Below are 14,999 nucleotides of genomic sequence, written 5' to 3'. Positions count from 1 at the left end.
GTCAGCAGCGCGAGGGTGAGCATCACCCTTTTCGGGTGATTCTTCAGGAAGCCCGTGAACTGAACTCGCCGCACTGGGGAGATTTCGTGCGTAGTGTCGGAAGTGGCGTTGACGATAACTGCCGGGAATCGATGTGATGAACCTTCGGCTCGCGCCTGTCTCGAGTGGAATACAGAAAGGTTTGAAACACATGGGAATTGCTGACGACGCAAAGAACACGGCCGAGGATCTCAAGGGCCGCGCCAAGGAAGCCGTTGGGGCTGCCACTGGCGATGAGGATCTGAAGGCCGAAGGCCAGGTCGATCAGGGCATCGCATCGGTCAAGCAGAAGCTGACCGATGCCGCGGACAAGCTCAAGGAAGGCGTGGACGCGGTCAAGGACAAATTGACCGGGAACTCCTAGCCCTCTGTCTCAGCTGGTCTCTCTTCGGGTGTCATCGCAGGGAGACCAGCTGATCGACGTGATCCTCGGGTAGGTCACCGTCGACCACGGCGGTGACGAACGATTGGTTCAATACGATCTGCCCACCGTGGTTGTCGAGGAACGCCGTGTCTGCGGCGTCGCGACCGGTGGTGATGCGAACCATCGTTTGTCGCGGCGCCAGACAGGTCGCGTCCACCACCTGCCAACGGTTGTCGACGACTGCCTCGGCAACAGCGTGAAAGTCCATGGGGTCGCAACCCGGCGCATATACGGCGACAAGCCGGGCCGGTACCTTGACGGCTCGAAGCAGCGCCACCACGAGGTGTGCGTAGTCGCGGCAGACCCCTGCCGCCGCCAGGAGGGTGTCGACGGCGCCATCGATGGGATCGCTCGATCCCGGTGAATACGTCAAACGGGAGCCGACCCAGGATGAGACCTTCTCCAACAGCACCGTGGGGTCGGTGTGATCACCGAATTCGGTTGCCGCGAAACCGTAGAACTTGTCGGCCTCGGCGTAGCGGCTCGGGCGCAAGTACGTCGACAGGTCCGCGGCCTCGACGGGCACTTCGTCGGCTTGTCCGAGAATGGTTGCCGTGTAAGAGACTTTGAGGTTTCCCTGCCCGACGTAGAGCCGGTGAATACGGTTGCCGTGCTCGCCCGCTACCTCCTGGGCCTGCACCTGCTGTCCGTTCAGCTCCAGTGACAAGCTTTCCGTCACCTGGGCGCCGGGTAGCGGCGACACAGCGATCTGGAACTCCAATGTTGATGGCGCCAAGATGTCGACGTCGAGTTGGGCTCCAACATCACGTTTCATACCGTTCCTCCCACAAGTCAATACGATGATGTGCGTTGCCGTCAGACCGGATCAGTCTGACATCGGAACCATCGGCCCGCTTGCTGCTAGTGGCGCCCTGCGGTGTGGGTGCCACTACAGCGTATGTGTTATGCCCGGCTCTCCACGCAGCGGAATCCAATATGGGTCGTCGCACTGTCCTGTGACTGTGGCGAGCGCGCCGCAGGACGATAGCGGTGGCAGTACTCGGGTGCACACAAATGTGAGCCGCCCTTGAGTGCCTGGATCACCGACGTGTCGGGGTTATCGGAAGGGCTGCAGCATGACGTGGGGGTGTGCGCGCCGGGTTCGAATCGCGTCGAGGTCCATTCCCAGACATTGCCGATCATGTCGAGAAGGCCGAACTCGTTCGGCGGGAACGTGCCGACGGGAGACGTACCGCACCAGCCCAGCGCACCGTCGTTGCGATACGGGAACCTGCCTTGCCAGGTGTTGGCCATCAGTTGTCCTGCGGGGGACACCTCGTCGCCCCAGGCGTAGGTCGTATCGCCGCCACCGCGCACCGCGTACTCCCACTCGGTCTCGGTGGGCAGCCGCCTGCCCGCCCAGCGGGCATAGGCCGCCGCATCGGTGTACGCCACCTGGACGACGGGATGATCTGCGGCGCTATCGATATCGCTGTCCGGTCCGGTGGGCCGTTGCCAGCAGGCACCTGGAACCCAGTCCCACCATTGCTGCCAGTCATGCAAGTTCACCGGGCCGCTGGTTGCCCGGAACACCATGGCCCCGGGGACCAGATCCTCGGGCGAGGCGCCCGGGTAGAGGGCCGGATCGGGGGCACGTTCGGCGACGGTCACATACCCGGTCTGGGTGACAAACTCCGCGAACTGAGCGTTGGTGACAGGGTGCCGTTCGATGGCGAAGGCATCGACCCTCGCGGCGCGTACGGGCCGTTCCTCGGGGTAGAAATTGTTGCAGCCCATGGAAAATGGCCCACCCGGTAGCTCCACTAGCTCGGTCAGTGCCATCCACCCGTTCTATCAGATCAGCGGTTGTAGGGCGCTTCCTGCACCCAGTTGAAACCGCGCTCGACAAGCGGGAACGAGGCGGGGTCCATCCTGGTGACGCGCAGATGGACCGTGTGGCCGGCGTAATCGTCACCGTCGACGATCATCTGATTCGGCTGTCCGGGCCACCAATAGGTGAGCCGGATCCGCACCGGGGTCTCCTTGTACGTGCCCAGCTCGATCTGATGGGTGAGGTCGATGAAGTGCTTGCGCGGATCGATGGTGCCGCCGAAGACCTCGAACGAATCGTCCATGCGCTGCACCGTTACCATTACTGGCGCAGACACGTGGAATGGTCTGTCGAATATCACTCTGCGCCAACGGATTTTGTCCGTAATCAGGGGATCGCGCGGATATCCCTCGGAAGAGAACGTCTCCACCTGCCAGATGCCGTACAGGTTGGGGGTGGGTCTGGTGAACTGCTGCCACCCCTGTCCACCGAAAGCCGCCAGCAGCGCAAGGCCCACCGCCAGCTGGGTCGCCAGCGCGATCCGGTTGGCTCGGGGGCGGGCGAACAACTGCGGCATCGTGGCCGCGGGAACCGCACGATCGGTGAAGAACGCCGTCAACAGCCGTCGCGCATAGGGCGCCAGCAGGAACAGGCTCAACAGCAGCAGCTGGGAGGACACCGTCTTGAGGCGGATATCGTAGGTCATGTTGAGCAGGAAGACCTGCGTGAGGTCGACCACGCACACCAGGGCCCCCGCCGCGGTGGTGCGGGGCAGCAGCAGGAGCAGGCCGCCGAACACCTCGGCCAGGCCGAGCAAGATTTGGTACGGCTGCGAAATGCCCACCTGTGCCCACAGCACACCGGCCGGACTGAAGTTTCCGTACGGCTCCACGAGCCGGTTGAGCACGAAGGGCATCTGCGTCGGGATCACCTTCGCCATCCCGAAATAGAACATCGCGGTGGCCAATACGAGCCGCAGGACGGTCCACACCCAGGCCTGCAGGCGGTCGTAGCGTTGGCGTCCCCGATCGAGCACGGTCCACATCGCTGTCGCGACAGCAGCCAAGAAGGCGATGCAGAACAGCGCCGTCCATTGGAACGCGCTATCGCTACCCACCTGGGTGCTCTGCACGCTCAGACCCAGGAGATGTTCGCCGATCCATGCGATAGGGGCTCGGGCCGCGTGGAACAATCCGCGAATCACCGACCACGGGCCGTCGATGCCGATGCCCTTGAGGATGACCGGGATGAGACCGACGGCCACGACCAGCCCGAATGCGCCGAAATAGCAGGTCCCGAATCGAAAAGCGACCAGTGTCGCCTGCCCCCACGCCGGCCCTTTGTCGTTCTCGCCGACCGTGTCTTCCAGGTCGGCATCCCCCACGATGCTCATCACCCCATAGTCCGGACCTATCGGGGTTTGCTCAAGTAATCGGGCAGAAGTGCTCTCGATCACGGCCTCAGCAGACGCCCAGAAAATCCCTGTAGCGTGCCTAACGATCTGTAAACCTAACTGACATCTCGAGGTGTTCCATGACTGTCCGTCGACTACTTGCCGCGTCAGCCGTGGCCTCAGCCTGCGCGCTTAGCTTCCCCGCGGCGGCACACGCGGATGACAAGACGGTGACCTACGAGGTCATCTCGTCCACCGCCACCACGGCCAACGTCCAGTACTGGGACGGCACCGAGATGCAGCCCGCCGACGGCGTGACCCTGCCCTGGAAGGTCGATGCGACCGTCGGCGATCTGTCCCGTGGCGCCAAGATTCCCAACCACGCGGAGCTCAAGGCCGACTGGCGTTCCACCGCGACCCCGGACGCGGCCGTGACGGTGCGCATCTACCTGAACGACAAGGTGGTCTGCCAGAGCACGACCGGCACCGGAGAGGCCGACTGTAACTACGCGACCTTCTCGTCGTTCCTGGATATGGCCCCGCCGGCGCCGCCTAAGTAGTCACCCGATCGATGTGCGCGAGGAAGTGCGTGAGCACCGCTTCGGGCGCCTCGATCTGCGGCCAATGGCCGATGTTGTCGTCGAGTAGCACCACGTCGGGGTCGTGGATGACCTCGAGATAGCGCTCGGCCATGTGCAATCCGGAGTTCGGGTCGATCGGTCCGTCGATCATCCGCATCGGCACGGCGGTTTCGCGCATGGCCCGCACCCATCGGCTCCGGTTGTCGTACCGGTCGTTGATGAATCGGCCCACCTGATGGGTGACGCGCGCGCCGTCGTTGTACTCCAACACCTGCTGGAACAAAGACAGCAGCCGCGCCGACGGTTTGGTGTCGGGGCCGAACATCTCACTGACGGCGGCATCCAGGATCCGGCGCGACAGCGGTGTGCCCTGGAATCGGCTGACCAAGTCGCCCAACGGTGTTCGCGACATCAAGGTCTGCGCGATGCGGGGACGGTAGGCCTCGATGAAGAGCCCCCCATTGAGCCAGGTGACCGAGTCAATGGGTACCCGGCCGCGCGATTGTTCCTCGAATTCGAAGCGCGCCAACAACTCCTGGCCGACGGAGTTGCCCAGATCATGGGTGAGCAGGTGCACCCGCTCTATCCCCAGATAGGACAGCAGTGCCTCGTGCATATCGGCGTGATCGAGAACCGAGTACCCGTACTGAACGGGTTTGTCGGAAAATCCCATGCCGATCATGTCCGGTGCGATGACGGTGAACCGCTGCGCCAACTCGGGCCAGATCAGCGCCCAATCCCAGGAATTGAAGGGATACCCGTGAATGAGCAGCAGGGGAGGCCCGCTGCCCTCGATGCGGTAGAAGATGTCGAAACCCAGGTAATCGAAGTAATGCCCGGCGGCTTTCCATTCTTCGAGCTCTGCGTCCATGGCCGAACTATACCGATCGGTCCGTGGCGCAACTGTGTCCCAACCTTGAAGGATTCGAGAACAACATCGGCGAGGATGGTGTCGTGTTCCGTCCTGTGATGCTGCTGTGTGCGGCCGTACTCGCCCTGGCTACCTCAACATCTGCTGCGGCGGAACCCTTCGTGCCCTGGTTCGCCCAGTCCGTCGGCAACGCGACGCAGGTGGTCGCGGTCAACGGCGCCGGCGGCTCCAAGGCCAAGATCGACGTGTTCCAGCGCAGCGGCAACGAATGGAAGGCTGTGTCCACGGGAATCCCAGCGCATGTGGGCTCGGCCGGATTCATCGACAAGGCACGCGAAGGGGCGTCGGCCACCCCCAATGGCGTCTACTCGCTGGACTGGGCCTTTGGTACTGCGCCGCCGCCCCCGAGCGGGCTGCGGTACGTCCAGGTCGGACCGAACGACTGGTGGGACGGGGATAGCAACAGCCCGACCTACAACACGCATCAGCAGTGCGCCAAGGCCGAGTGCCCGTTCAACACCTCGCAGAGCGAGAACCTCCCGATCCCGCAGTACAAGCACGCCATCGTCATGGGTGTGAACAAGGACAGAGTCCCCGGCGGCGGTTCGGCCTTCTTCGTGCACTCCACCGACGGCGGACCGACCGCGGGCTGCGTATCCCTGGACGACGGGATGCTCGTGCAGTTGATCGGCTGGCTGCGGCCGGGTGCGGTCATTGCCGTTAAAGGTTAGTTACTGACAGGCGTTTTCCAGGTTGAGCCATCACCATGGATGAGTGTCCCCGATCCGTCTGCTGCCGCTGAGTGTTGTGCTTCTGGCGGGTGCGTGCGGCACCGGTCCCGGGGTGCACCCGGTCGCGGTGGTTCCCGCCGCCGCAGCGCAGGCCACGCCACCACCGTGGTTTGCCGAATCTGTCGGTACCGCAACGCAAGTGGTGTCGGTCCAGGGAACCGGCGGCACCAAGGCCATCATCGGTACCTGGCAGCGGACGGGTGATACCTGGGAACCTCTCGAACAGAACCTTCCCTCCGACGTCGGCTCGGCCGGGTTCGCGGACACCGCCAGCGACGACAATCCGGCGACCCCCACCGGCGTCTTCAGCCTGGACTACGCCTTTGGCACTGAACCGTCGGTGGCGCACGACCTGAACTATCTGCAGGTGGACGCCGACGACTGGTGGGACGGCGATCCCGCCAGCCCGGGTTACAACACGCACCAGCGTTGCGCTCAATCCGCGTGTGCCTTTGACACGTCGCTCAGCGAAGAGCTCGATGGCTACTCGCGCGCGATCGTCATGGGCGTCAATGCATCGCACACACCCGGCGCCGGGTCGGCGTTCTTCGTGCATGCCTCCGACGGCGGCCCCTCGGCCGGATGCGTGACGCTGGACGATGCCGCGCTCGTGCGACTCATCGGCTGGCTGCGGCCCGGGGCTGTCATCGCCATCAAGGGGTAGGTGCGCCCACCGAGCCTCTTCGTGCGGGCGGCTCATCGGTAGGCTGCTCGCGTGCTGCTGTCCGATCGCGATATTCGCGCCGAGCTCGAGGCCGGGCGCCTCGGCATCGAGCCCCTTGATCCCGCCCTCATCCAACCGTCCAGCATCGATGTTCGGCTCGACAGCCTGTTCCGGGTGTTCAACAACACCCGCTACACACATATCGACCCCAAGCAACGCCAGGACGAGCTGACCAGTCTGGTTGAGCCGGACAAGGGTGAGCCGTTTGTGCTGCATCCCGGTGAATTCGTGCTCGGGTCCACGCTGGAGATCTGCTCGCTGCCCGACGACCTCGCCGGACGGCTGGAAGGAAAGTCCTCGTTGGGGCGCTTGGGGCTGTTGACCCACTCCACCGCCGGATTCATCGATCCCGGTTTCTCCGGACACATCACCCTGGAGCTTTCGAACGTCGCGAACCTGCCCATCACGCTGTGGCCGGGCATGAAGATCGGGCAGCTGTGCCTGCTGCGCCTGACGTCTCCGGCCGAGCACCCGTACGGAAGTGCCGGGGTAGGGTCGAAGTACCAGGGGCAGCGCGGTCCGACCCCGTCGCGCTCCTACCAGAACTTCATCGACCCCTAACCGGGGGTAACGGGGAAACGCGCCGTACCGATACACAATCGGCAACAACTCGAACTATTTGACGGCCTTGGCGCGTTTGTTCGGGTGACCCTGTCGATATGTAGCGGAGGATCTGACGTGGACGTCGTACTTGGTGTCTCTATGACACCGACGACTGCCCGGCTGGTACTGGTCGAGGGCGCGGGTGCGGACGGCAGGATCGTTGACACCGACACCATCATCGTGTCCGACGGCGAAGGCTCCGCCTCCGAACAAGTGCTTTCCGCCATCGTGGGCACCCGGGACGGCATGCTCGACGGCGGCCATCATCTGGTGTCCACCGGCGTGGTGTGGAGCGATCACGCCGATGCCGCCGAGCTACGCGACTCCCTGGCCAGCCGCGGGATCGACGGTGTCGGATTCTTCTCCGCACTGCATGCCGGCGGTGCGCTGGCCAAGGCGGCCAGCAATGTCACCGGGTACGACAAATCGGCACTGCTGGTCATCGAGCCGGAGAACGCGACGCTCGCGGTGGTGGACTCCGCCGACGGCTCGATCGTCGGTCTGGCCAGTGAGCCGCTCATCACCGGAGTTACCCCCGGGGTGTTGGCAAGCCTGGTGAATCCGCTCAAGGGTCACGAGAACGCACCCGACGGGGTGTTCTTGCTGGGCCTGGGTACCGATGTCTCCGATCTCACCGATCCGCTGGGCGAGGCGATCTCGCTACCGGTGAATTCCCCGGAGCAGCCCGAGCTGGCGCTGGCCCGTGGTGCCGCGCTGGCGTCGGCGCAGGAACCGGATTTCGAGGCCAGCACCGCGCTGCTGGGGCAGGCCTACTCGCTCGAAGGGCCCACCGGAACGGGCTTCGCGCATCCCGGAGCGGTCACCGAGGGTGCCAGCGAGGCGGGGGAAGCGCAGACCGACCTGCGCGAGTACGAGGACTTTGATGACCAACCCGCCGAACGCAAACCGTTCCTCCTGGTGGGTGCGCCGCTGCTGTTGGTATTCGGCATCTGTTCGATAGCGCTTGCCGTCTCGCTGACAGTGACGGTGCGCTCCACGGTGGACCAGGGGCCGTCCTCACCGGACCGCGCCGTCGTGCAGAACCCGGTGCAGAACGCCCTGCCGCCCGAGGCCCCCAAGCAACCCCCAGCGGCACCCGTGGTGGAGGCGCCCGCGCCTGCCGCACCCGCTCCGGTGCAGCAGGTGGTGGTGGCTCCGGCGCCGCAGCACAACCCCGCGCCGGCGGCCGCCAAGCCCGCGGCCCCCGCACCTGTTCAGCCCGCGCCGCAGGCACCCGCACCGGAGGCACCTCCGCCGCCCGCCGCGCCCGCTCCGGAGGAGCCCGCGCCCGTCGCGCCGCCGCCCGCCATCGTGCCGGTGCCGATTCCGTTGTTCCCGCCGGTGTGGGAGCAGCCGCGGCGCCAGGAGAATCCGTGGTGGCCGGACCGCAACCGTCCGACGTACACGCCTCCGGTCCAGACTCAGCAGCCGCCGATTATCTCGATTCCGGGCCTGCCGCCGATCGGGGGTGGCGACTCCGACAGCGGTTCCCACAGCGGATCGCGTGGCGGTTCGGGTCGCGGTGGTTGGGGCGACGACGGAAATTCGCGTGGTGGCTCGGACGGTGGCTCTCGCGGTGGCTGGGGCGACGACGGAAATTCGCGTGGTGGCTCGGACGGTGGCTCTCGCGGTGGCTGGGGCGACAGCGGAAGCTCGCGTGGTGGCTCGGACGGTGGCTCTCGCGGTGGTTGGGGCGACAGTGGCGGTTCCCGTGGTGGGTGGGGTGGCAACAGCGGCTCTCATGGCGGTGGATCGAGCGGATCCGGCGGCGGGTCGAACTCGGGATTCCCCTGGCCGTTTGGCGGGCATTAATCCGTAATTCACAGTGCTTTTCGCCGTACATCCGGCGTTAGGACACCGATGGTGCGGCGTATCCAGGTTGCTAACCCTGGAGGCCTATATAGGCAGTATGAGATGCACCGTTTTCGGAACCGGATACCTCGGCGCCACCCATGCGGCCTGCATGGCCGAGCTTGGCCACGAGGTGCTCGGGGTCGACATTGACCCAGGCAAGGTCGCCAAGCTCTCGGGCGGCGACATCCCGTTCTATGAGCCCGGCCTGCGAAAGATCTTGCAGAGCAACATCGCAGCCGGCCGGCTGCGCTTCACCACGAGCTATGCCGAGGCGGCCGAATTCGCCGATGTGCACTTTCTGGGCGTCGGTACGCCGCAGAAGAAGGGTGAGTACGGCGCGGACCTGTGCTACGTCCACGCGGTGATCGATACCCTCGTGCCGCTGCTTTCACGGACGGCGGTCATCATCGGCAAGTCGACCGTTCCGGTGGGTACCGCACGCGAACTGGGCCAGCGGGCAGCAGGATTCGCGGCCGAGGGGGTTGATGTCGAGGTGGCTTGGAACCCCGAGTTCCTGCGCGAAGGCTTCGCCGTCAAGGACACCCTGCACCCGGACCGCATCGTGCTGGGTGTGCAGCAGAATTCGGACCGTGCCGAGAAGCTGGTCCGCGAACTGTACAGGCCGATCCTCGACGAGGAGGTTCCCTTCCTGGTCACCGATCTGGAAACCGCCGAGTTGGTCAAGGTTTCGGCCAATGCCTTCCTGGCGACCAAGATCTCCTTCATCAATGCCATCTCCGAGGTGTGCGAGGCCGTGGGCGCCGATGTGACCACATTGGCGGACGCGCTCGGATACGACCCGCGTATCGGCCGGCGATTCCTCAACGCGGGCTTGGGTTTCGGCGGAGGATGCCTGCCCAAGGACATCCGGGCCTTCATGGCCCGCGCGGGCGAGCTGGGCGCCAGCCATGCCCTGACCTTCCTGCGCGAGGTCGACAGCATCAACATGCGCCGCCGCACCCGGATGGTGGAGCTCGCCACGAAGGCCTGCGGTGGATCGCTGCTCGGCGCCAACATCGCGGTGCTGGGTGCGGCGTTCAAGCCGGAGTCCGATGATGTACGCGACTCGCCGGCACTCAATGTCGCCGGTCTGCTGCAGCTCAACGGCGCGGCAGTCAATGTGTACGACCCCAAGGCTCTGGACAATTCGCGCCGGCTGTTCCCGACGCTGAACTACGCCACTTCGGTGCTGGAGGCCGCCGACCGTGCCGATGCGGTGCTGCTGCTGACCGAATGGCAGGAGTTCGTCGACTACGACCCCGCTGAGCTCGCCAAGGTGGTGCGCACCAAAGTCATTGTGGACGGTCGCAATTGCCTGGATGCCGCCAAATGGGTCAACGCCGGATGGCGCGTGTTCTGCCTGGGCAAGCGTGTGGAAGAGTTGCCGCAGGCTTCCTGACCTGCGCGCAGGGAACGTTACTGGCGGTAGCTCGCCAGGAAGTTGCCCAGCCGCTCAATGGCAACCGCCAGGTCGCGGGCCCATGGCAGCGTGACGATCCGAAGATGATCGGGCTCAGGCCAATTGAAGCCCGTGCCCTGTGTCAGCAGGATCTTCTCGTTGAGTAGCAGGTCCAGGACGAGCTGGTCGTCATCGTGGATCTCGTGCACCTCGGGGTCCAGGCGCGGGAACGCGTAGAGCGCGCCCTTCGGCTTGACGCAGGAGACGCCGGGAATCTCGTTGAGCTTGGTCCAGGCCACATCGCGTTGCTCCAGCAGGCGACCGCCCGGCAGCACCAGGTCATCGATGCTTTGATGCCCGCCGAGTGCAACCTGAATCGCGTGTTGGGCGGGCACATTCGGACACAGGCGCATATTGGCCAGCAGGTTGACGCCCTCCAGCAGGCTGGCGGCGTGATCCTTGGGCCCCGTGATGGCCAGCCACGCCGATCGGTAGCCCGCCACCCGGTATGCCTTGGACAGGCCATTGAAGGTGAAGCACAGCAGATCCGGGGCCAGTGATGCGACGCTGATGTGCTCGGCATCGTCGTAGAGGATCTTGTCGTAGATCTCGTCGGCCAGCAGCAGCAGCTGATGCTTGCGCGCCAGTTCCACCATCTTGGTGAGGATTTCGCGGGTGTACACGGCGCCGGTGGGGTTGTTCGGGTTGATGATGACCAGGGCCTTGGTGCGCTCGGTGATCTTGGATTCCAGATCCTCGATATCCGGCATCCAGCCGTTGGTCTCGTCGCACAGGTAATGCACCGCGGTGCCGCCGGCCAACGAGGTGGCGGCCGTCCAGAGCGGGTAGTCGGGGGCCGGGATGAGCACCTGGTCGCCGTTGTCGAGCAGTGCCTGGGTGGTCATGGTGATGAGCTCGGATACCCCGTTGCCCAGATAGACGTCGTCCACGTCCAGGTACGGGAACCCCTCGACCAGTTCGTAGCGGGTCACCACCGCGCGCCGCGCGGGCAGGATGCCCTTGGAATCGGAGTACCCCTGCGCGTAAGGGAGCGCCTGGATGATGTCGCGCATGATGACATCGGGCGCCTCGAACCCGAATGGCGCCGGGTTGCCGATATTGAGCTTGAGGATGCGGTGCCCCTCGGCCTCCAGCCGGGCGGCGTGAGCGTGTACCGGACCCCTGATTTCGTACAGGACGTCTTGCAGCTTGGTGGACTGCGCAAACACCCGCTGATGCTGCCGCGGCGACGGGCCGGGCACGCGCGGGGGCACGTCAGTCGGCAAGTTATCGGTACTCACGGTCTCAATGGTGGCATTGCTGTCCAGCCAATATCTAATTTCGGCGGCCTGGACGGCGTGCTCCCGGGGCCATACCCAGGCCCTTCACCGGCGGCTCCGGGGCGGTGTTGGCCTCGGGGGCCTCTTCCTTCGGGGCCGCAGCGGCGGGTTCGGGGGTGGATGCGGGCTGCTCGGGCTCCGGCGCCGGGGTGGCCGCGCCAGGAGCCGCCTTCTTGGCTCCAGGACGTCGCGCACCCGTGGCAATGCCGAGGCCCTTCACCGGAGGCTCCGGCGTGGCAGGGGCCGCTGCTGCCGCGGGTGCTGACGGTGTCGCCGCCTCAGGTTCGGACGTCGGCTCGGCAGCCGGTGCCACAGGAGCCGCCGCCGCAGGGGCCGCCGCCGCAGGGGCCGCCTTCTTGGCGCCGGGACGCTTCGCGCCGGTGGCCATGCCCAAACCCTTGACGGGCGGTACGGGGGTGGCAGCTGCGGCCGCTGGTTTCGCAGGCTCGGCTGCTGCGGGAGCAGCGGCTTCGGCGGCGGGGGCCGGGGCGGTGGCCTTCTTGGCGCCTGGGCGCTTGGCTCCGCCTGCCACGCCGAGTCCCTTGACGGGTGGTACGGCCGCAGCGGGAGCGGCGGGTGCAGCCGATGTTTCGGTAGCGGCCTCGGCAGCGGGGGCCGGGGTGGCTTTCTTGGCGCCTGGGCGCTTGGCTCCGCCTGCCATGCCGAGTCCCTTGACGGGAGCGGCTGCTGCGGCCGGTGCTTCGGTAGTGGCTTCGGCGGCCGGGGCGGTGGCCTTCTTGGCGCCCGGGCGCTTGGCACCACCCGCCATGCCCAGCCCCGTGATGGGCTTGGCGTCGGCCGTGGGTGCGGAGGCCTGAACGGCTTCGGCCGCCGGCGCTTCTTCTTCGGCGACAACAGCTTCTGGCTCCGCGGCCTTGGTGGCGGCCCTCTCGGCTGCCGCGGCAGCTGCAGTTCCCTTGGCGGGCAAAGCCTTTCGGATCTCATCGGTGCGGCCCACGGATTCGAGCAGCAGCTGCGCGACGTCGACGACCTCCACGGCCGCGGAATCTTCGCGGGCGGTCACGCCGTCGGTCAGCATCACGCGGCAGAACGGGCAGCCGGTCGCGATCTTGGATGCGGGCGTGGCCAGGGCCTCGTCGACGCGATCCATGTTGATGCGCTTGCCCAGCTGCTCTTCCATCCACATGCGGGCGCCGCCGGCCCCACAGCACATGGAACGCTCTCCGTGCCTTGGCATTTCAGTCAGCGCGGCGCCCGAGGCGCCGATCAGCTCACGCGGGGCCGTGTACACCTTGTTGTGGCGACCCAGGTAGCACGGGTCGTGGTAGGTGACATCTTGTGAGACCGGTGCGACGGGCACCAGCTTCTTGTCGCGCACCAGCCGGTTCAACAGCTGCGTGTGGTGCACCACCTGGTAGTCGCCACCGACCTGCGGGTACTCATTGCCGAGCGCGTTGAAGCAGTGCGCGCAGGTCACCACGATCTTGCGCTGCTTCTGCTCCACGCCATCGAACACCGAATTGAGCAGCTCGATGTTCTGCATGGCCAGCTGCTGGAACAGGAACTCGTTTCCGGCGCGCCGGGCGGAGTCACCCGTACACGTCTCGTCCGCGCCGAGCACCAGGAACTTGGTTCCGGCGAGCGCGAGCAGCTCGGCGACGGCCTTGGTGGTCTTCTTCGCGCGGTCCTCGTAGGCACCCGCGCAGCCCACCCAGAACAAGTACTCGAAGTCGGCGAAGCTATCGACGTCCTGACCGAAGACCGGGATGTCGAAGTCGACCTCGTCAATCCAGTTGAGGCGGTCCTTGGAATTCTGGCCCCACGGATTGCCCTTGTTCTCCAGGTTCTTGAACAGGCCCGCGAGCTCGCCGGGGAATTCGGATTCGATGAGCACCTGGTAGCGGCGCATGTCGATGATGTGGTCCACGTGCTCGATATCCACGGGGCACTGCTCGACGCACGCGCCGCAGGTGGTGCAGCTCCACAGCACCTCGTGATCGATCACGGCACCCTCGCCGCCGACCAGCTGACGCTCGCCCTCGGCGATCTCGGCCTCACTCAGCTTGGACTTGTCCTCACCGGCGAGCAGGTACGGCGCCTTGGCGTAGGTGTGGTCGCGCAGCGAGGTGATCAGCAGCTTGGGTGACAGCGGCTTGCCGGTGTTCCAGGCGGGGCACTGGCTCTGGCAGCGACCGCACTCGGTACACGTCGTGATGTCCAGCAGGTCCTTCCAGCTGAAGTCCTCGACCTTGCCGGCTCCGAAGGCGTCGACATCGGGGTCGGCGCTCTCCATTTCCAGCACCTTGCCGCCGGACATCATCGGCTTGGCAGCGCCGAGCGCGACGCTGCCGTCGGCATTGCGCTTGAAGTAGATGTTGAAGAAGGCCGCGAAGCGGTGCCATGCGACACCCCAGACCAGCTTGCGGCCGACCAGCATCAGGAACATGCCGCCGGACACCATCTTGATGAACGCGAAGACCGAGACCATGATCGGGCTCGCCGGCAACAGCTGCGCGACGTTCATGGTGAAGAAGTCGGACGCGGCGTGGCCGCCACCGAAGGTGGAAAGCTTCCCGGACTTCACCAGCACCATGCCCAGGCCCTCGACCAGCACGATCATTTCGATGGTGTACGCGGCGACGAAATTGGAACCACCGAAGCGCGATAGCCGCTCGGGCTTCCGAGGGTGGTTGAGCTGCCGGATGATGATCAGCGTCACGATGCCGATGACGGTGCCGATACCGAGGATCTCGTCCCACAGGTGCCACAGGAATGTGTCGCCGATGATCGGCCAGTGGAACTCGGGGTTGAAGGTCTGGCCGTAAGACTCGAAGTACAGCGGGAAGCCGCCCAGGAAGCCGACCATCACCAGCCAGTGCGCCCAGCCGACGGTGCGGAACTTGTTCATCCGGGTGTGCGCGACCACCTCGACGATGACGGTCTTGACGCGCGGGACGATGGGACGCCAGCGGGTGCGATCGGGCTGGCCCGAGAGGACGACACGGATCATCTTCAGGACGCCGCCGAAGAATGAGCCCCAGGCAACCAGGCTGAAGGTGACGCCGATAATTCCGAGAATGATCGTCGCGGTGCTCACGGTGGTGCTGACCTCCCGGTCCCGAGAAGTTACTCGTCAGTAACAAGTCTAATGTTACTCGCGGGTAACTTATGTCCGATGCCCGGTCATCGTCGCATTGACAGGGTAGAAAGTCCTAGTCAGGCTTACCTAACCCGCCGAATGGGTGAAC

General features: G+C 65.3%; 13 protein-coding genes. 7 read left to right on the top strand and 6 right to left on the bottom strand.

Annotated features, from left to right (window positions below; genetic code table 11):
- Positions 1–190: 190 nt before the first annotated feature.
- Entirely contained in the window at positions 191–403 is a 213-nt protein-coding gene (locus tag DSM43276_RS21015) for a CsbD family protein (protein ID WP_078307379.1), read from the top strand.
- Positions 404–434: 31 nt separating this feature from the next.
- Here the strand turns inward: DSM43276_RS21015 and DSM43276_RS21010 are convergent, their stop codons facing one another.
- From DSM43276_RS21010 to DSM43276_RS21000, 3 genes are all read right to left on the bottom strand, one after another.
- The gene (locus DSM43276_RS21010; protein ID WP_078328265.1) at positions 435–1,238 is read right to left on the bottom strand and encodes a transglutaminase-like domain-containing protein; all 804 of its coding nucleotides are present in this window, start codon (positions 1,236–1,238) and stop codon (positions 435–437) included.
- A 128-nt stretch (positions 1,239–1,366) separates the two neighbouring features.
- Positions 1,367–2,245, bottom strand: coding sequence for a formylglycine-generating enzyme family protein (locus tag DSM43276_RS21005; RefSeq protein WP_078328264.1), 879 nt, complete (start codon positions 2,243–2,245; stop codon positions 1,367–1,369).
- 17 nt (positions 2,246–2,262) lie between these two features.
- Positions 2,263–3,690, bottom strand: a complete 1,428-nt coding sequence (locus tag DSM43276_RS21000) for a DoxX family protein (RefSeq protein ID WP_078328263.1) — start codon at positions 3,688–3,690, stop codon at positions 2,263–2,265.
- A 77-nt stretch (positions 3,691–3,767) separates the two neighbouring features.
- Here DSM43276_RS21000 and DSM43276_RS20995 point away from each other — a divergent pair, with 77 nt between their 5' ends.
- Positions 3,768–4,187 carry an MmpS family transport accessory protein gene (locus DSM43276_RS20995; protein WP_078293142.1) on the top strand — a complete coding sequence of 140 codons (420 nt, stop codon included), beginning with the start codon at positions 3,768–3,770 and terminating at the stop codon, positions 4,185–4,187.
- Here DSM43276_RS20995 and DSM43276_RS20990 read toward each other — a convergent pair.
- Positions 4,180–5,079: an alpha/beta fold hydrolase gene (locus tag DSM43276_RS20990; RefSeq protein ID WP_078328262.1), complete on the bottom strand. Its 900-nt coding sequence runs from the start codon at positions 5,077–5,079 to the stop codon at positions 4,180–4,182. The genes DSM43276_RS20995 and DSM43276_RS20990 overlap by 8 nt on opposite strands.
- A 98-nt stretch (positions 5,080–5,177) precedes the next feature.
- Between DSM43276_RS20990 and DSM43276_RS20985 the strand changes: the two genes are divergently transcribed.
- The 5 genes from DSM43276_RS20985 to DSM43276_RS20965 all read left to right on the top strand — a co-directional run bounded on the left by DSM43276_RS20985 (position 5,178) and on the right by DSM43276_RS20965 (position 10,450).
- Positions 5,178–5,810 carry a L,D-transpeptidase family protein gene (locus DSM43276_RS20985; RefSeq protein WP_412458631.1) on the top strand — a complete coding sequence of 211 codons (633 nt, stop codon included), beginning with the start codon at positions 5,178–5,180 and terminating at the stop codon, positions 5,808–5,810.
- Positions 5,811–5,853: 43 nt separating this feature from the next.
- The gene (locus DSM43276_RS20980; protein ID WP_109555910.1) at positions 5,854–6,534 is read left to right on the top strand and encodes a L,D-transpeptidase family protein; all 681 of its coding nucleotides are present in this window, start codon (positions 5,854–5,856) and stop codon (positions 6,532–6,534) included.
- A gap of 51 nt (positions 6,535–6,585) precedes the next feature.
- Positions 6,586–7,155, top strand: coding sequence for a dCTP deaminase (gene dcd, locus DSM43276_RS20975; protein ID WP_078326030.1), 570 nt, complete (start codon positions 6,586–6,588; stop codon positions 7,153–7,155).
- A 117-nt stretch (positions 7,156–7,272) separates the two neighbouring features.
- Positions 7,273–9,009, top strand: a complete 1,737-nt coding sequence (locus DSM43276_RS20970; RefSeq protein WP_136629143.1) for a DUF7159 family protein — start codon at positions 7,273–7,275, stop codon at positions 9,007–9,009.
- A gap of 97 nt (positions 9,010–9,106) precedes the next feature.
- Positions 9,107–10,450: a UDP-glucose dehydrogenase family protein gene (locus DSM43276_RS20965; protein WP_078328259.1), complete on the top strand. Its 1,344-nt coding sequence runs from the start codon at positions 9,107–9,109 to the stop codon at positions 10,448–10,450.
- A 17-nt stretch (positions 10,451–10,467) separates the two neighbouring features.
- Here the strand turns inward: DSM43276_RS20965 and DSM43276_RS20960 are convergent, their stop codons facing one another.
- Together DSM43276_RS20960 and DSM43276_RS20955 are read right to left on the bottom strand one after the other, a co-directional pair.
- Complete coding sequence (locus tag DSM43276_RS20960) at positions 10,468–11,778, bottom strand: pyridoxal phosphate-dependent aminotransferase (RefSeq protein WP_136629142.1); 1,311 nt, start codon at positions 11,776–11,778, stop codon at positions 10,468–10,470.
- 7 nt (positions 11,779–11,785) lie between these two features.
- Positions 11,786–14,848, bottom strand: a complete 3,063-nt coding sequence (locus DSM43276_RS20955) for a (Fe-S)-binding protein (protein ID WP_136629141.1) — start codon at positions 14,846–14,848, stop codon at positions 11,786–11,788.
- Between the last annotated feature and the right edge of the window lie 151 nt (positions 14,849–14,999).

Source organism: Mycobacteroides salmoniphilum, from assembly GCF_004924335.1.
GTDB classification, from domain to species: Bacteria; Actinomycetota; Actinomycetes; order Mycobacteriales; family Mycobacteriaceae; genus Mycobacterium; species Mycobacterium salmoniphilum.
Note: the sequence above shows the minus strand (reverse complement) of the source record. Positions and strands in the feature narration are given on the sequence as shown.